A 16021-nucleotide genomic window follows, 5' to 3' on the forward strand; every position below is an offset into this window, starting at 1 on the left:
TACACCAATGGAATGCCGGATCCAACCACCGATGTCTGGGAAGTCCTGTCCACCGCTCGGTCCATCCGCCGATTCACCGACGAGCCGGTCGACGACGAGACGCTGAACCGCTGCCTGCAGGCCGCGACGTGGGCGCCCAACGGGGCGAATGCCCAGCTGTGGCGCTTCATCGTGCTCGACGCGCCCGAACAACGCGCCGCGGTCGCCGAGGCTGCCCAGATCGCTTTGACCTCAATCGAATCCATCTATGGCATGTCGCGGCCCACCGCCGACGACCAGAGCCGGGCAGCCCGCAACAACCGGGCCACCTACGAGCTTCACGACCGCGCCGGTGAATACACCTCGGTGCTGTTTGTAGCCTTCAAGAACGAGTTCTCCTCGGAGTTTTTGCAGGGTGGATCCATCTACCCCGCGATGCAGAACTTCTACCTGGCCGCGCGGGCCCAGGGACTCGGCGCGTGCATCACCAGTTGGGCGTCCTACGACGGCGACAAGGTGCTACGGAAATCGATCGGTATCCCCGACGAGTGGTTTCTGGCCGGACACATCGTGGTCGGCTGGCCGCGCGGCAAGCACGGGCCGGTTCGGCGCCGGCCACTGTCCGACGTGGTGTTCCGCAATCAGTGGGATCCCCAGCGCGCCGACATCACCTATGGTCGCGGTGCCCGGCCCCGCGGCGGCTCCTAGAACCCCGACCCCGCGAGTCAGCGTCGACCGCGTTTGGCGGGCCCTGGCTTACGGGCGACCTTGCCCGCCGCGGCGCGAGCGGCCTGCTTCGCGAGAGTTTTCTCCCGCGCGGTGCGTTTCGGTGCCGGCTCGGCCTGCCCGCGCGACGAACCAGGCTTGCGGCCCCGCACGATCCCGATGAACTCCTCGACCAGCGTCGCCTGCGGTCCTTCCAGGAAAGCGAGTGCCACCGGACAGGTGGGCGCGTCGGTGATCGGTCGGTAGGTGAGGTCCTTGCGGTGATACAGCCGCGCCAGCGACTGCGGCACGATGAGCGCACCCATTCCGACAGCGACGAGTTCTACTGCGTCGGAGGTGGTTTCGGGTCGGTGATCGACGGGGGCTCCCGGGGCGTCCGCCCAGGAGACGACATCGTCGCGTGGCACCAGTATCGGCTCGCCGTCGAGGTCGGCGGCGGTGATCTCGTCGACGGCGCAGAGAATGTGATCCGTCGGCACCACGGCCACCGTCGTCTCCTCGTAGAGCCTGATGGTGGCCAGCCCCGACGTGTCGGACTGCGGCCGGAGCAAGGCCACGTCGACGGTGCCGTCCCGCACGGCATCGGCGGCGTCTGCTGCGGCGATGGCGTGCAACTGCAGCGGCACCTCGGGGTGACGTTGCTCCCAGATCCGCGCCCACTTCGCGGGCGTCCCGCCGGGGACGTATCCGAGGGCAAGGGACTGCAGGGTCACAGCCTCAGGTTACCGATAGGCTGGGGCCATGAGCAGGCCGAACGCGCAGTCCATGAAACCCGCCACGGCGGCCAAGAAGCTGGACGTGTACTTGCCGGCGACACCTGCGGAGTTCCAGGAAAACCCGATCACCCGCGACGAGCTCGCGGCACTGCAGGCCGACCCACCACAGTGGCTCAAGGACCTCCGCAAGAACGGCCCGCATCCGAAGAACCTCGTGGCCGCCAAGCTCGGTATCTCGATCGCCGGTCTCACCCGCGGCGGTGTCGAAAAAGCACTCACCACCGAGCAGATCGATGCGCTGCTCGAGGAGAAGCCGGAGTGGCTCGTCGCCGAGCGGCAGAGCTACCAGGAAGTGCTGCGCGAGGAGCGGCGCTTGAAGGCGCTTCGCGCGGAGCAGGCTCGCAGCTAGACGCCGAATGGCTAGTTATTGCACGTGTTTTCGCGATGTGCGTGCAATAACTAGCCAGCCGACGGAGCGACCGCGACGCCGCACAGCGCTCGCCCCGCCGAACTGAGCTGAAAGCGGAGCGGCTTTCGGGATATCACATCGACAAGCCGGGCATCGACAAAACTCTGCACCCTGGATCGGACGAACTGTTTAGAGCGCGTTCCCGAATCGGCGAGCTCATTGAGTGTCAGCACGCCGCGAAGACCGAAAAGGGCAGCCTGCCCGAGCGCGAAGAGGATCGCGCGACCGTCGTCGTCAATGTCAGCGGGAGCGTCGACATGGCGCCCGATGTCGCGGATGCACTGGTGTAGCACAGAGAGTGCTTCCCGACGCTCATCTAGATCAGTCGCAAGGCGGTGCAGCGCCTCGCTGAATATCCCGAGCATCACCTCGACGAACGGCGTCGCATCCCCGCGGTTCAGCGGGTGTTCGACCTCCGTAAACGCACGGTAGTAGCTGTCTTTGTTGTCGAAGATCGTCGCCGACAAGGAGAACCACGAGATCGGCGACAGCAGTTCACCGATATCGAGGGCCATCAAATAGCGCCCCGTCCGGCCGTTGCCATCGTAAAACGGGTGGGCGACTTCGAAGATCAGATGCGCAACGGCAGCCCGGATCAGCCGCGGCACATCCTCATCGCAGCGTTGAGCGAGCATCACGGTCAGCGCGTCATCGATCGCACTTTCCGGCGTCATCCCGACATGAACAACCTTCTGACCCGAGGTGATCGACACCGTGCCGGCGCGAAACCGGGTGCCGTCCGGCTCATCGCCCGGCGCCACCTCGCCTGCGGTCACCGAGTCATACAGGGCCCGGATGTCGTCGAGAGTCTCCGGCGGCGACACCGTGCGGTCGCCAAGGGCCTCATACAGGCGGACCATCTCACGAAATCGACGCTTCTGCGTCAAGCCGTCCTGCAATGATCTCAAGGCATCGACGATCTCGCGCCGCGTAGACCTGACGTTCTCAATGTCGTTGGTCGCCTGAATCTCCTCGACGATCATCGAGTGCCGGTAGTGAGACTGCGCAACCAGTGGCAGCGACGCCCAGGCGCTCTGCGCACGTGCGTCGAGCATCATGACCCGCTCGGTCAGCACAGACATCCGAGGTGTCGTCATACAGAACATTTGATGCCCACCGAGACGGAAACCCCAGGTCATCGCCGATGGTGACCCCCGACGCGCACGCTCCTCCGCGTCGGCCCCCACCGCGTCGCGCTGATGAAATATCGACTTCAGCGTGCGATACGACGCCCTTCGCACCCTCCCAATTGATCTGGATCCACGATCGCATCACTATCGCGCGCAACATCCAGCGCTAATTTATACAGACCGCCATCCATATCAAATAGACATCACAAGCCGTCGCCGTCTTGGCTGCCTTTGGTGACGGTAGGGCGAAAATGATGACTCGATGACGCACTCCGAACGGGACCGCCCTTACTCGATGCCTGACACTCCGAACCTGGGGATCGCCACCTTCAACGTCAACGGGATCCGGGCGGCACGCCGTCGGGGCTTCGACGACTGGCTCGCCGAGCGGGGGCTCGATGTGGTGGCCCTGCAAGAGCTGCGCTGCCCAGCCGGAGAGGTCGGCGCGTTCGATGGTTATCACGCGACAATCGATTGCGGCTCGATACCGGGCCGCAACGGCGTCGCGATCCTGACACGCGAAGCGCCGTCGTCCGCACGGACCTGGGTCTCGCATCCGCCGCGCACCCGGGGCCTTGGGGCCTACGCGCATGAAGGCCGGTACCTCGAGGTCGACCTCGTGGACATTCCCCTCACGGTGGCGTGCCTGTACCTGCCGAAGGGCGGTTTGCCGGCGCACCTTCAGCGGCCAGGCAACATACGCGACACACCTGACGGCGGCGCCAAGTACGACCGGAAGATGCGCTTCCTCGGGGCGTTCGCACGCGAGCTGCGCCGGAACCGTCGGGCGGCGCTCGCGGCGGGCCGCGAGTTCCTGCTGCTCGGCGACCTGAACCTGGCCCATCTTCCGCACGACGTGACCAATTGGCGGCCCGCGCAGAAGATGGAGGGCTTCCTCCCGGAGGAACGCGCCTGGCTGGGCGCACAGATCGGGCCCCGCACGCTCATCGACGTGGTTCGGACGGTGCACGGCGACCGTCCCGGGCCGTTGTCCTGGTGGAGTTGGGCCGGCGAGTCGTTCATCAAGGACGTGGGCTGGCGGATCGATCACCACCTGGCCACGCCGCGGCTCGCGAGGACCGCCGTGTCGGTGACCGTCGACAAGGAACCCACGCCCGGCGCGCGGCTATCCGACCACGCGCCGGTGGTCGTGCAGTATGCCTTTCCCTGAACGCCGAACGGCCAGTTATCACACGCTTTTTCATGTTTTACGCGTCATAACTGGCCACTCGACGTCAGAGCCTCACAACATGCAGCTGACGCAATTTTCCACCTCGGTGCCTTGCAGTGCCATCTGCCGCAACCGGATGTAGTACAGCGTCTTGATTCCCTTGCGCCAGGCGTAGATCTGCGCCTTGTTGACCTCGCGCGTATCGGCAGTGTCCTTGAAGAACAGCGTCAACGAAAGACCTTGATCCACATGCTGAGTCGCCGCGGCATAGGTGTCGATGATCTTCTGGTAGCCGATCTCATACGCATCCTGGTAGTACTCCAGGTTGTCGTTGGTCAAATACGGCGCCGGGTAATAGACCCGGCCGATCTTGCCTTCCTTGCGGATCTCGATCTTGCTCGCCACCGGGTGGATCGAGGAGGTCGAGTGGTTGATGTAGGAGATCGACCCGGTCGGCGGGACGGCCTGCAGGTTCTGGTTGTAGATGCCGTGCTTCTGCACCGACTCCTTCAACTGCTTCCAGTCGTCCTGCGTCGGGATGTGGATCTCGGCGTCGGCGAAGATCTGGCGCACCTTGTCGGTGGCCGGCTCCCACACCTGCTCGGTGTACTTGTCGAAGAACTCCCCCGACGCGTACTTCGAGTCCTCGAAGCCGCCGAACTTCGTACCGCGTTCGATCGCAATCAGATTCGACGCCCGCAGGGCATGGAACAGCACGGTGTAGAAGTAGATGTTGGTGAAGTCGATGCCTTCTTCGGAGCCGTAGTGGATCCGCTCACGGGCCAGGTACCCGTGCAGGTTCATCTGCCCCAGGCCAATGGCGTGCGAGCTGTTGTTACCCTGCTCGATCGACGGCACCGACCAGATGTGGGTCTGATCGCTCACCGCGGTCAACGCCCGGATGGCCACCTCGATGGACTGGGCGAAGTCCGGTGAGTCCATCGTCTTGGCGATGTTCATCGAGCCCAGGTTGCACGAGATGTCCTTGCCCACCTTGGAGTAGGACAGATCGTCGTTGAACTCGGAGGCCGTCGAGACCTGCAGGATCTCCGAGCACAGGTTGGAGTGGGTGATCTTGCCGGCGATCGGGTTCGCCCGGTTCACCGTGTCCTCGTACATGATGTACGGGTAGCCCGACTCGAACTGCAGCTCGGCCAGCGTCTGGAAGAACTCGCGCGCTTTGATCTTCGTCTTGCGGATCCGTGCGTCGTCGACCATCTCGTAGTACTTCTCGGTCACCGAGATGTCGGCGAACGGGACGCCGTAGACCCGCTCGACGTCGTACGGCGAGAACAGGTACATGTCCTCGTTCTTCTTAGCCAACTCGAAGGTGATGTCCGGGATCACCACACCCAGCGAGAGCGTCTTGATCCGGATCTTCTCGTCGGCGTTCTCACGCTTGGTGTCGAGGAACCGGTAGATGTCGGGGTGGTGTGCGTGCAGGTACACCGCACCGGCACCTTGGCGGGCGCCGAGCTGGTTGGCGTAGGAGAACGAGTCCTCCAGCAGCTTCATGATCGGGATGACACCGGAGCTCTGGTTCTCGATGTTCTTGATCGGCGCGCCGTGCTCACGAATGTTGGTCAACAGCAAGGCGACTCCGCCGCCGCGCTTGGACAGCTGCAGGGCCGAGTTGATGGAGCGCCCGATGGACTCCATGTTGTCTTCGATGCGAAGGAGGAAGCACGACACCGGCTCGCCGCGCTGCTTCTTGCCCGAGTTGAGGAACGTCGGGGTGGCCGGCTGGAAGCGGCCGTCGATGATCTCGTCGACGAGCTTCTCGGCCAGCACGGTGTCACCGGCGGCCAGGGTCAGCGCCACCATCACAACACGATCTTCGAAGCGCTCCAGATAGCGCTTTCCGTCGAAGGTCTTGAGCGTGTAGGAGGTGTAGTACTTGAATGCGCCGAGGAAGGTCGGGAACCGGAACTTCTTGGCGTAGGCCCGATCGAGCAGGCTCTTGACGAAGTTGCGGCTGTACTGGTCGAGCACCTCGCGCTCGTAGTACTCCTTCTCGATCAGGTAATCGAGCTTCTCGTCCTGGCTGTGGAAGAACACGGTGTTCTGGTTGACGTGCTGCAGGAAGTACTCCCGCGCCGCCCGCACATCCTTGTCGAACTGAATCTTGCCGTCGGCGTCGTACAGATTCAGCATCGCGTTGAGCGCGTGATAATCGGTCTCTCCGGGCAGGGCATGCCCGGGAGCGGTTACAGGCTCTGCAGCTGTGACGGTTGGTGGCACGTCTGGTCCTTCCAAAAGTCTTTCAACCCCGCGCGGACTGCTTCGACGTCGTCCGGGGTTCCCATGAGTTCGAAGCGATAGAGGTACGGCACACCGCATTTGCGCGAGACCACATTGCCCGCGTACGCGAACTCCGCACCGAAGTTGTTGTTGCCCGCGGCAATGACGCCGCGGATCAACGACCGGTTGTGTTCATTGTTGAGAAAAGCGATGACCTGCTTGGGGACGTAGCCCCCGTTGTTGATGTCAGGGGTGGCACGGCCGCCGCCGTAGGTGGGAAGGATCAGAACATAGGGTTCGTCCACCTCGATGCGGCCGTGCAGCGGAATCCGGGTGACCTGGCCCTCGGGCCATCCCAGCTTCTGGACGAAGCGGTGGGTGTTCTCCGAGACGCTGGAGAAGTAGACGAGATGACTCATCGTGTCCCCCTCCTCTCCCCGTTGATGACCTCCGTTATGCGCTGGCAGAGACCGCGCTGAGCGCCTTGATCCGGTCGGGCCGGAAGCCGGACCAGTGGTCGTTACCGGCCACCACGACCGGCGCCTGCAGGTACCCGAGCGCCATGACGTAGTCGCGGGCCTCGCTGTCGAGGGTGATGTCGACCTTCTCGAACTCGATGCCCTGCTTCTCCAACGCCTTGTAGGTGGCGTTGCACTGCACGCATGCGGGCTTGGTGTACACGGTGACGGTCATCTTCGGTACGGCTCCTCTTGCGGAAAGTGAACAAACTGGACAGGTGACTGGCAACTGCTCGGGTCTTACGTTTCGCTTAAGTTCAGCGACCTTCGGGCCGCCAAAATTCCTGCCGGTCGAAGCCGCTCTGCGGCTGGTCTTGAAACCGACTCAGCCGGATTCGCTGCGCTCCGGCCGGCCCCCGAACCGTGGTGGCCTGTCGGCCTCTCAGACACTACACCTAGTGGCCGACAGTTCGAAGCCATACAAGATGTTCTGAATAACATTTCTGAAATTCCCAGGTCGTAAGTGTGCCAGCAACCTCGCCCACGGCGTGTCGCACACAACTTGACAGACCGTGTCGCACCCGGCCCCCAGATGTACCAGCAGCCACCGACAAGTCCGACCGCCGCAAAGCGCAAGAGCCCCCAATAGCAAAGCCGCCGGCCGGGTCGTACGACCCAACCGGCGGCAGGAATTTTGCCGGGAAGCGACCCGGAAGGCAAAACGCCAAGACGAACCGTCAGCCGACCTCCGCTGTGAGCTTGCCCACAATGTCGCGCAGCGCCGCGGCCACCTCGGCGTTTTCCCGCGGATGCTTGCCGTCGAGCGACTTGGTCGGCACCGCCAGCTTGAGATCCTCGATTACGCGGGGCCCGGCGATACCGAACGACTTGCGCGTCTCGTCCTGCGCCCACACCCCGCCGTACTGTCCGAGCGCCGCCCCGACCACCGCGAGCGGCTTGTCCTTGAGCGCACCGTTGCCCCACGGCCGGGACAGCCAGTCGATGGCGTTCTTCAACACCCCCGGGATGCTTCCGTTGTATTCAGGGGTGACGACGAGCGTCGCATCGGCCTCGGCGGCCGCGGCCCGCAGCGCGACGACGGGCTCGGCCACCCCGTCCCCGTCGATGTCCTCGTTATAGAAGGGCAGCTCCCCCAGTCGGTCGAAGAGCCGCAGCGTCACACCGTCGGGCGCCTGCTCCACCGCCAGCTCGGCCAACTGCCGGTTGACCGATGCTGCACGCAAGCTTCCTACCAACACCAGCACCTTGATATCGGCCATATCTATGCTCCTTTGTTCGTCGCCTGATCTTCGCAACCATCAACCGGACTGTGGTCCGATTAATTCCGGCTGAGTTAAAGTGCAGTTGTGGCAGCCTCCGACCGCCCGACCCGGCTCGCGGGCATCGACCCGGCGCCACCAGAACGCGGGGATGCCGCCCGAAACCGCGCCCTGATCCTCGACGCCGCACGCCGGCTCATCGCCGAACGCGGCCCCGACGCAGTCAGCACCGACGATATCGCGGTCGAGGCGGGCGTCGGGAAAGGAACGGTGTTCCGCAGGTTCGGAAGCCGGGCCGGATTGATGATGGTGTTGCTCGACGAGGACGAGACCGCCGAGCAGGACGCCTTCATGTTCGGCCCTCCCCCGTTGGGTCCCGGGGCGCCACCGTTGGAACGGCTGCTCGCCTACGGCGCGGACCGACTTCGTTTCGTGCATTGCCATCAGGCGCTGCTGTCCGACGCGATACGTGATCCCGCGCTGCGCTACACCGGCCCGTTCACGCTGCACCGCACCCACGTCCGGATGCTGCTCGAAACCGCGGGCACCACCGGCGATCTCGACGCCCAGGCCGACGCCCTGATCGCGCTCCTCGATCCCGACTATGTGGCGCACCAACTCTCGCAGGGCCGACGACTCGATGATCTGGCCGCGGCATGGCAGGACACTGCCCGCAAGTTGTGCGGCCACTAGCGCCATGGCCGCCTGGGTGCTGCATGTCGACCTGGACCAGTTCCTGGCCTCGGTGGAGTTGCGCCGCCACCCCGAACTGGAAGGCCTGCCCGTCATCGTCGGCGGCAGCGGTGATCCCACCGAGCCTCGCAAAGTCGTGACCTGTGCGTCGTATCAGGCACGTGAGTTCGGCGTACACGCCGGCATGCCGCTGCGCACCGCGGCGCGCAAATGTCCCGACGCAACATTCCTGCCCTCGGACCCACAGGCCTACGACGAAGCCTCCGAACAGGTGATGGGCCTGCTGCGTGACCTCGGCCATCCACTGGAGGTCTGGGGTTGGGACGAGGCCTATCTGGGCGCCGACGTCAGCGATCCCGTCGAGCTGGCCGAGCGGATCCGTACCGTCATCGCCGCCGAGACCGGCTTGTCGTGCTCGGTGGGGATCAGCGACAACAAGCAGCGGGCCAAGGTGGCGACCGGACTGGCCAAGCCACCGCGCACGCGAGGAGCAGATCAGACTCCAGGCGTGTACCTGCTCACCGAGGCCAACTGGATGGCGGTGATGGGTGACCGCCCGCCCGATGCACTGTGGGGAATCGGTCCGAAGACGACCAAAAAACTTGCGACGCTGGGCATTACCACGGTTGCCGATCTGGCGGCGACGGATGCCACGGTCCTCACCTCGGCCTTCGGGCCGAGCACCGGATTGTGGATCCTGCTGCTGGCCAAGGGCGGTGGCGATACGGAGGTGAGCTCCGAGCCCTGGATTCCCCGCTCGCGCAGCCACGTCATCACCTTCCCCCAAGACCTCACCGAGCGCGCCGAGATGGACGACGCGATTCGCGAACTCACCCGCCGCACCCTCGACGAGGTCGTCGAGCAGGGACGCGTCGTCACCCGGGTGGCGGTCACCGTCCGCACCGCGACGTTCTACACGAAAACCAAGATCCGCAAGCTCAGCGCGCCGAGCACCGACGCCGCGCTCATCACCGACACCGCGCTTGCGGTATTCGATCAGTTCGACCTGGACCGTCCCGTCCGTCTCCTGGGAGTGCGCCTCGAACTGTCGATGGACGAGATTCCCCCTGTCACATCAGACCAATAACCTCGTAGCCATGCTGCAGACCATCGCCATCCGGGGTTACCGCTCGCTGCGCGAGGTTATCCTGCCGTTCGGTCAACTCACGGTGGTCACAGGCGCCAACGGCACCGGCAAGTCGTCGATCTACCGCGCACTGCGGTTGTTGGCCGATTGCGGCCGCGGTCAGGTGATCGGATCGCTGGCCCGCGAAGGCGGGTTGCAGTCGGTGTTGTGGGCCGGTCCCGAGCAACCGTCGGAAAACCCGCAGGGCACCACTCGCAACCGGCCGGTGTCGCTCGAACTCGGCTTCGCGGCAGACGATTTCGGCTATCTGGTGGACCTGGGTCTACCGCAGATGGCCGGATCCGGTGGCGAGCCGTCGGCGTTCTCGCGGGATCCGGAGATCAAGCGCGAGGTGGTGTTCGCCGGTCCGGTGCTACGTCCCGCCTCGGCACTGGTGCGTCGTACTCGCGAATACGCCGAGGCCGCCGCTCAATCCGGCCGCGGTTTCGATGAGCTGAGCCGCTCGCTGCCCTCCTACCGCAGCGTGCTCGCCGAGTACGCCCATCCCCACGCGCTACCGGAACTGTCGGCAGTCTCCGACCGGCTTCGTGACTGGCGGTTCTACGACGGATTCCGCGTGGACGCCGAGGCACCTGCCCGCCAACCTCACGTCGGCACCCGTACCCCGGTGCTCTCCGACGACGGCTCGGATCTGGCCGCAGCGGTGCAGACGATCGTCGAGACAACCTTCGACGACCTGGGCCGCGCCGTGGCCGATGCGTTCGACGGAGCCGAGCTCTCGGTCGCGGTCAACGATGGGCTTTTCGACCTGCAGTTACGCCAGCGCGGCATGCTCCGGCCGCTACGTGCCGCCGAATTGTCTGATGGCACACTGCGTTTCCTGCTGTGGGCGACGGCGTTGGCCAGCCCCCGTCCACCTTCGTTGATGGTGCTCAACGAACCCGAGACCTCCCTGCACCCCGACCTGGTGCGCCCGTTGGCCTCACTCATCCGCACCGCCGCCGAGCAGACCCAGGTGCTGGTGGTCACGCATTCGCGTGCGCTGCTGGACTTTCTGGAAACGACCCCGGCCGCCGAAGAGCAGCGCGGTACCGCCATCGAGGTCGAGCTCTACAAGCAGTGGGGCGAGACGAAGGTGGCCGGCTTCGGCATGCTGAACACACCGGCCTGGCATTGGGGAAAGCGTTAGCGCCGTGCGGTTTTCGGTCGCAATGCGCGGCTGAACAGCACATTGACCTGCCGCATGGCCACACTGTAGGGCCACCAGGCCACCCGCTTGAAGGCGTACAGCGCCCGGACGTCGCCTGAGGTGTAGATCAGGAAGCGGTTACGGCGCACGCCGGCCAGAATCTTGTCGGCGGCCTTCTCCGGCGAGATGGCGTGACCGGCAAACCGGTCCACCCACTTCCGCACGTTCGGATCCTCCCGGTCCACGCCGGCGATCTGAACCGTTTGCACCAGACCGGTTTTCACCGCACCGGGCACAACGACGGACACCCCGATGCGGTGCCGGGCCAGGTCGAAGCGCAGCACTTCACTCAAACCGCGCAAGCCGTATTTGCTGGCGCTGTAGGCGCTGTGCCACGGCAGCGCGACGATGCCCGCCGCCGAGGACACGTTCACCAGGTGCCCACCCCGGCGGGCCTGCACCATCGGAGGCACGAAGGTCTCGATCACGTGGATGGGGCCCATCAGGTTGATGTCGATCATCGACCGCCAGTGCTGATGGGTGAGCTGGTCGACCGTCCCCCACGCCGACACCCCGGCGATGTTCATCACCATGTCCATCGGCGAGTGTGCGGCGTGGATGTCGGCGGCGAAAGCCGCCACCTGCTCGTAATCGGAGATGTCGAGCGTGCGGTGGGCGGGCACCTGGGCGCCCAGGGCCTGGGCGTCGGCGACGGTCTGCGCCAGACCCACGTCGTCGCGGTCGGTGAGGAAAAGCTCGGCACCCTGGGCCGCGAGCGCCAGCGCGGTGGCGCGGCCGATACCGCTGGCCGCACCCGTGATCAGACAACGCTTTCCCCCGAAGTCGGCCCGACCGTTACCCGCGGTATCGCTCCCCATAGCGGTGACCTTACCTGTGGCGCTAGCCGCCCTGGCCACCCCACAGTGCGTTGAGCCACAATCGCTCGACGACATCGAGCGCGCGGGCCGGATCGCTGCCCCGACCGACGAACCCCGAGTCGTGAGACAGCGTCATCGCCGTGGTCGCCACCAGGGTGCGAACCAGAGCGGGAAGATCGTCGGAGATCGGATGCGCGCCCTTGTCCTGTTCCACGAGACCGACAATCTTGTCGATCACGGCGTCCTCGAAATCGTTCATCAGATCGTGGATCTGTGCGTCGGTGTTCTGCGCCACCGTGCACGCCGCCATGATCGGATCGTTGGTCGCGAAGACCGTTGCCGCACTGCCGACCATCCGCTCGGCGAACGCGGCCGGGGTCTCGTCGGCCTCGCGGGGTGCGTAATCGTGCGTCAGCGCGGCGAGTTCCTCCATTGCGTCGGCCAGGATCACAGCCAGCACGGCGTACTTCGAGTCGAAGTAAAAGTAGAAGCCCGACCGGGCCACCCCGGCGCGTTCGCTGATGGTGCTCACCGAGAGATCGGCGAACGACTCCTCTTCGAGCAGTTCCCGCACAGCCGTCACGATGGCCTCACGCTGCCGGTCCCCCCGGCTGCGACGGGCCTGCGGACGCCCGGTGGAGCTGCCGGAGCTCCCGGGTATCGATTCGGCGGTCATGGCATAAGACCTTTGCACTCGCGACGCGCCAGATCAAAACTTGACATGCGTCAAGTCTGGCAGTCAGGATGACCACAAGTGGTGACATCGACCACACTTCGTCAGCGTTTGTACGGTCAGGAGCGGCCCATGGCAACCATCAGCACCCCGCACTACCTGCTCGACCAGGCAAAGCGCCGCTTCACTCCGACGCCCAACACGCTGCCCGGAATGGGCGCCTTGGAAAAGCGGCTCAAAGCCAAGCAGTGGGACCAGTTCGTCTTCGCCGAGCCCCCGGCCGGCAGCGGACTCAAGCCGATCAGCGGCGACGCGGGTTTGCCGATCATCGGCCACATGATCGAGATCTTCCGGGGCGGTCCGGACTTCATCCTGGAGCTCTACCGCAAGCACGGTCCGATCTACTACGCCCAGTCCCCTGCGTTGTCGTCGGTGATGGCGCTCGGCCCCGACGCCACCCAGGCGGTGTTCTCCAACCGCAACAAGGATTTCTCGCAGCGCGCCTGGGACCCGGTCATCGGCCCGTTCTTCGAGGGCGGCCTGATGCTGCTCGACTTCGACGAGCACCTGTTCCACCGCCGGATCATGCAGGAGGCGTTCACCCGCACCAGGCTGAGCGGCTACATCTCACACATCGATTCGGTGGCCTCGTCAGTGCTGGCCAACGACTGGGTGGCCAACGACCCGCGCTTCCTTCTGCACCCGGCCATGAAGGAGCTCACGCTCGACATCGCCTCTGAGGTCTTCATGGGTGTGCCGGCCGGCACCGACCGCGCGCTGGTCACCACGGTCAACAACGCGTTCACCACCACCACGCGGGCCGGCAACGCGATCGTGCGTACCCCGGTGCCGCCGCTGAAGTGGTGGCGCGGCATCCAGGCCCGCAAGACCCTTGAGGACTACTTCGCCAGCCGGATCAGCGAGAAGCGGCGCTCGGAGAGCACCGACATGTTCAGCGTGCTGTGTCATTCCGCCGACGAGGACGGCCAGAGTTTCACCGACGAGCAGATCATCAGCCACATGATCTTCCTGATGATGGCCGCCCACGACACGTCGACCTCGACGATGACGACGATGTGCTATCACCTGGCCGCCAACCCGGAGTGGCAGGAACGGCTGCGCGAGGACTCCGCCCGGATCGGCGACGGGCCGCTGGACTTCGAGTCGCTCGACAAGCTGGAGACCTATGACCTGGTGATCAACGAGTCGCTGCGGATGATGACGCCGCTGCCGTTCAACTTCCGCCAGGCCGTGCGCGACACCGACCTGCTGGGCTACTTCATCCCGGCCGGGACGAGCGTGGTGACCTGGCCCTCGATCAATCACCGGCTGCCCGAGCTGTGGACCGATCCGGAGAAGTTCGACCCGGATCGCTTCGCCGAGCCGCGCAACGAGCACAAGAGGCACCGCTACGCGTTCGCCCCGTTCGGCGGTGGAGCGCACAAGTGCATCGGCATGGTGTTCGGCCAGCTGGAGATCAAGACGGTGATGCACCGACTGCTGCGCCGCTACAAGCTGGAGCTGGCCAGCCCGGATTACCAGCCGAGCTACGACTACGGCGGCATGCCGGTGCCGATCGACGGCATGCCGATCGTGCTGCGCCCCTTGGGCTGAGCTGCACTCAGTCGGTCGAGGCGGCGGCCTTGTGCCTCGTGGTCTTGTTCTTCGTGGCCTTGTCCTTCATGGTCTTGCCCGGCGTGGCCTTGTTCTTCGCCGGACCCAACTTGGACCCGCCCGTTGGCCGCTTGACGACGTCGTGAGCTGAGTTCGCCGCACTTCGACCCGGCCGACCCGCCGATGCGTCGGCCGTCTCGTCGAGCTTGGCAACAACCTTCCGTTGACCCTGCAGCCTCGCGACAACGGCGTCGTGACGGTCGTCGATTCGGCGCGCGGCGTTGTCGGCGACCTGGGTGCGGATCGGCCGCGCCGCATCCGGTGCAGCCACGCGTAGACCGGTCGACAGGTCGGCCGGCCCGTCATCGTCGCCGGCCTGCGGGGCCGGCTCGACCGCCGGGTGCGTCACGGCCGCGGGCACGCCGGCTTGGCTCGTCGGGGTGCCCGGCAGATCGGGCAACGAGATCCCGAAGGTGTTCTCGATCGTGGTCTTGACGGTGTCCCACGACGCCTCCTTCAGGAAGCCACCCAGCACATTCTCGATGACCGCCAGGGTGGCGTTCTCGGTATCCGGGTCGTCGGCCGACGGCGGTTCCTTGATGCCCAATGCGATTTGGGCGCCTTCGGTCAGTGCCTTCTGCAATTCGGGTAATGCAGCGGCAACTTGTTCGGGGGGCGGTGCGAGCTCGAGCCGCTTGGTTTCCCAGGGCTTGGTGTCGCGGTCGTAGCCGAGGTCGATGAGCACCTTAAGCGTCGGCTCGACAGCGTCGAGAACCCGAATGGGCACACCGATGTCGTAGAACGGCTGCAGCAACGCCAGGTGCCGCGCAGAGATCGTGATGTAGCGATTTCCCTTGTCGTCGTAGCCGTCGAACACCACCGAGTCGGTGTCGGTGGTGTTGGGGTCCAGCCCGAAATAGAAGCTGTGCTGGTAGAAGAAGCCGAGCACGCCATTGGCGAACGACAGCGGATTCAGATAGGCAGGAGCATCGGAGGCGAGGTCGTATTCCCAGCTGATGTCGGTGATCTGATAGTCGGTGTGGGGACTGCTCCCTCCGAACGTCACCCCCGCGATGGGCAGGGTGAACGCCGGAAAGCGGGCCAGGATCCCGCCGTTGGGCCGGTCGGGATTGCCCATCACCAGGAAGCTGACCTCGTCCGGGTCGAGCGCATCCGCGGCGCCGGCGTCGCGCTGCGCCTGTAGCGCCTGCAGTTCCTTCAGGACGACGTCGGCGCTCGATGAGTAGCCGACCACGACGACGCGCGCCTCCCCGTCTGCGTCGGGGCCGGCCTCCTTCGCCTTCTCAGCGGCCAGCGCTTGGCGTAACTGACGGTCCAGGCTGTCGACACCGTCGGCCTGCTGGCGATCGAAGTCTGATGCCGGCGTCCAGGCGGTCGCGTTCCACGTGGCGATCTGGAACTGGTCGCCCGCGCAATCCGCGCCCGTCGCGCAGAGCCCGTAATTCGGGTCCCCCGGCCGGATGTATCCGTCGAGCTCGTTCTCCATCAGCAGCCCGGTGCCGTTTCCGTTGCCGCCCATGGCCAGGACCGTCTTGGCCAGCAACTCGGCGTACCGGTTGCTCGGCCCCGCCCACGGTGTCGTCGCCGTGACCACCGCCACCACCGTGCAGCTCGCCGCGGTCGCCGCCACGAGCGTCCATACCGATCTCACCAGAGCCCCTCCCCCGATCTACCCCAACCGCCTGAGCGGACAGCC

16 protein-coding genes are annotated in these 16021 nt (G+C 65.2%); 7 read left to right on the plus strand and 9 right to left on the minus strand.

Annotated features, from left to right (window positions below; translation table 11 throughout):
• Positions 1-12 precede the first annotated feature (12 nt).
• Positions 13-687 carry a nitroreductase family protein gene (locus A5733_RS06560; protein WP_067771422.1) on the plus strand — a complete coding sequence of 225 codons (675 nt, stop codon included), beginning with the start codon at positions 13-15 and terminating at the stop codon, positions 685-687.
• Positions 688-704: 17 nt separating this feature from the next.
• Here A5733_RS06560 and A5733_RS06565 read toward each other — a convergent pair whose 3' ends face one another.
• Positions 705-1418: a LysR family substrate-binding domain-containing protein gene (locus tag A5733_RS06565; protein WP_076239522.1), complete on the minus strand. Its 714-nt coding sequence runs from the start codon at positions 1416-1418 to the stop codon at positions 705-707.
• Positions 1419-1446: 28 nt separating this feature from the next.
• On the opposite strand from A5733_RS06565, the gene A5733_RS06570 reads away from it, so the two are divergent.
• Positions 1447-1830: a DUF5997 family protein gene (locus A5733_RS06570; RefSeq protein ID WP_076239523.1), complete on the plus strand. Its 384-nt coding sequence runs from the start codon at positions 1447-1449 to the stop codon at positions 1828-1830.
• 50 nt (positions 1831-1880) lie between these two features.
• Here the strand turns inward: A5733_RS06570 and A5733_RS06575 are convergent, their stop codons facing one another.
• Positions 1881-2972: a Fic family protein gene (locus tag A5733_RS06575; RefSeq protein WP_233152638.1), complete on the minus strand. Its 1092-nt coding sequence runs from the start codon at positions 2970-2972 to the stop codon at positions 1881-1883.
• Between the two features lie 310 nt (positions 2973-3282).
• Here A5733_RS06575 and A5733_RS06580 point away from each other — a divergent pair, with 310 nt between their 5' ends.
• On the plus strand, positions 3283-4191 hold the full coding sequence (locus A5733_RS06580) for an exodeoxyribonuclease III (RefSeq protein ID WP_233152639.1): 909 nt from the start codon (positions 3283-3285) through the stop codon (positions 4189-4191).
• 72 nt (positions 4192-4263) lie between these two features.
• On the opposite strand, the gene nrdE is transcribed toward A5733_RS06580, so the two are convergent.
• The 4 genes from nrdE to A5733_RS06600 all read right to left on the minus strand — a co-directional run bounded on the left by nrdE (position 4264) and on the right by A5733_RS06600 (position 8170).
• The gene (gene nrdE / locus A5733_RS06585; RefSeq protein WP_198938747.1) at positions 4264-6381 is read right to left on the minus strand and encodes a class 1b ribonucleoside-diphosphate reductase subunit alpha; all 2118 of its coding nucleotides are present in this window, start codon (positions 6379-6381) and stop codon (positions 4264-4266) included.
• A 17-nt stretch (positions 6382-6398) separates the two neighbouring features.
• Positions 6399-6851 (minus strand): class Ib ribonucleoside-diphosphate reductase assembly flavoprotein NrdI, encoded by a 453-nt coding sequence (gene nrdI / locus A5733_RS06590; RefSeq protein WP_067771408.1) that lies wholly within the window; start codon positions 6849-6851, stop codon positions 6399-6401.
• A 34-nt stretch (positions 6852-6885) separates the two neighbouring features.
• Entirely contained in the window at positions 6886-7125 is a 240-nt protein-coding gene (locus tag A5733_RS06595) for a redoxin NrdH (protein WP_067771406.1), read from the minus strand.
• A gap of 502 nt (positions 7126-7627) precedes the next feature.
• A complete protein-coding gene (locus tag A5733_RS06600; protein ID WP_067771404.1) occupies positions 7628-8170 on the minus strand; it encodes an NAD(P)H-dependent oxidoreductase in 543 nt (180 codons plus the stop codon).
• An 87-nt stretch (positions 8171-8257) separates the two neighbouring features.
• Here A5733_RS06600 and A5733_RS06605 point away from each other — a divergent pair, with 87 nt between their 5' ends.
• From A5733_RS06605 to A5733_RS06615, 3 genes are read left to right on the plus strand one after another with little or no spacing between them, the layout of a single operon-like run.
• Entirely contained in the window at positions 8258-8863 is a 606-nt protein-coding gene (locus A5733_RS06605; protein ID WP_076239527.1) for a TetR/AcrR family transcriptional regulator, read from the plus strand.
• A gap of 4 nt (positions 8864-8867) precedes the next feature.
• Positions 8868-9950, plus strand: a complete 1083-nt coding sequence (locus A5733_RS06610; protein WP_076239528.1) for a DNA polymerase IV — start codon at positions 8868-8870, stop codon at positions 9948-9950.
• A gap of 10 nt (positions 9951-9960) precedes the next feature.
• The gene (locus A5733_RS06615) at positions 9961-11139 is read left to right on the plus strand and encodes an AAA family ATPase (RefSeq protein ID WP_076239529.1); all 1179 of its coding nucleotides are present in this window, start codon (positions 9961-9963) and stop codon (positions 11137-11139) included.
• On the opposite strand, the gene A5733_RS06620 is transcribed toward A5733_RS06615, so the two are convergent.
• Both A5733_RS06620 and A5733_RS06625 read right to left on the minus strand, forming a co-directional pair.
• Positions 11136-12017 (minus strand): SDR family oxidoreductase, encoded by an 882-nt coding sequence (locus tag A5733_RS06620; protein WP_076239530.1) that lies wholly within the window; start codon positions 12015-12017, stop codon positions 11136-11138. The genes A5733_RS06615 and A5733_RS06620 overlap by 4 nt on opposite strands.
• Positions 12018-12039: 22 nt before the next feature.
• Positions 12040-12693, minus strand: coding sequence for a TetR/AcrR family transcriptional regulator (locus tag A5733_RS06625; protein WP_076239531.1), 654 nt, complete (start codon positions 12691-12693; stop codon positions 12040-12042).
• Between the two features lie 129 nt (positions 12694-12822).
• Between A5733_RS06625 and A5733_RS06630 the strand changes: the two genes are divergently transcribed.
• On the plus strand, positions 12823-14304 hold the full coding sequence (locus A5733_RS06630; protein ID WP_076239532.1) for a cytochrome P450: 1482 nt from the start codon (positions 12823-12825) through the stop codon (positions 14302-14304).
• Between the two features lie 7 nt (positions 14305-14311).
• Here the strand turns inward: A5733_RS06630 and A5733_RS06635 are convergent, their stop codons facing one another.
• A complete protein-coding gene (locus tag A5733_RS06635) occupies positions 14312-15976 on the minus strand; it encodes a PE-PPE domain-containing protein (RefSeq protein ID WP_142253833.1) in 1665 nt (554 codons plus the stop codon).
• Positions 15977-16021 lie beyond the last annotated feature (45 nt).

Source organism: Mycobacterium sp. NS-7484, from assembly GCF_001953975.1.
Lineage (GTDB): Bacteria > Actinomycetota > Actinomycetes > Mycobacteriales > Mycobacteriaceae > Mycobacterium.

Bases quoted from the DNA above. Each gene is read 5' to 3' on its own strand.
- A5733_RS06630 (WP_076239532.1), top strand. From the start codon at position 12,823: ATGGCAACCATCAGCACCCCGCACTACCTGCTCGACCAGGCAAAGCGC.
- A5733_RS06575 (WP_233152638.1), bottom strand. From the start codon at position 2,972: ATGTCTGTGCTGACCGAGCGGGTCATGATGCTCGACGCACGTGCGCAG.
- A5733_RS06600 (WP_067771404.1), bottom strand. From the start codon at position 8,170: ATGGCCGATATCAAGGTGCTGGTGTTGGTAGGAAGCTTGCGTGCAGCA.
- A5733_RS06620 (WP_076239530.1), bottom strand. From the start codon at position 12,017: ATGGGGAGCGATACCGCGGGTAACGGTCGGGCCGACTTCGGGGGAAAG.
- A5733_RS06580 (WP_233152639.1), top strand. From the start codon at position 3,283: ATGACGCACTCCGAACGGGACCGCCCTTACTCGATGCCTGACACTCCG.
- A5733_RS06610 (WP_076239528.1), top strand. From the start codon at position 8,868: ATGGCCGCCTGGGTGCTGCATGTCGACCTGGACCAGTTCCTGGCCTCG.
- nrdI (WP_067771408.1), bottom strand. From the start codon at position 6,851: ATGAGTCATCTCGTCTACTTCTCCAGCGTCTCGGAGAACACCCACCGC.
- A5733_RS06560 (WP_067771422.1), top strand. From the start codon at position 13: ATGCCGGATCCAACCACCGATGTCTGGGAAGTCCTGTCCACCGCTCGG.
- A5733_RS06570 (WP_076239523.1), top strand. From the start codon at position 1,447: ATGAGCAGGCCGAACGCGCAGTCCATGAAACCCGCCACGGCGGCCAAG.
- A5733_RS06615 (WP_076239529.1), top strand. From the start codon at position 9,961: ATGCTGCAGACCATCGCCATCCGGGGTTACCGCTCGCTGCGCGAGGTT.
- A5733_RS06595 (WP_067771406.1), bottom strand. From the start codon at position 7,125: ATGACCGTCACCGTGTACACCAAGCCCGCATGCGTGCAGTGCAACGCC.
- A5733_RS06625 (WP_076239531.1), bottom strand. From the start codon at position 12,693: ATGACCGCCGAATCGATACCCGGGAGCTCCGGCAGCTCCACCGGGCGT.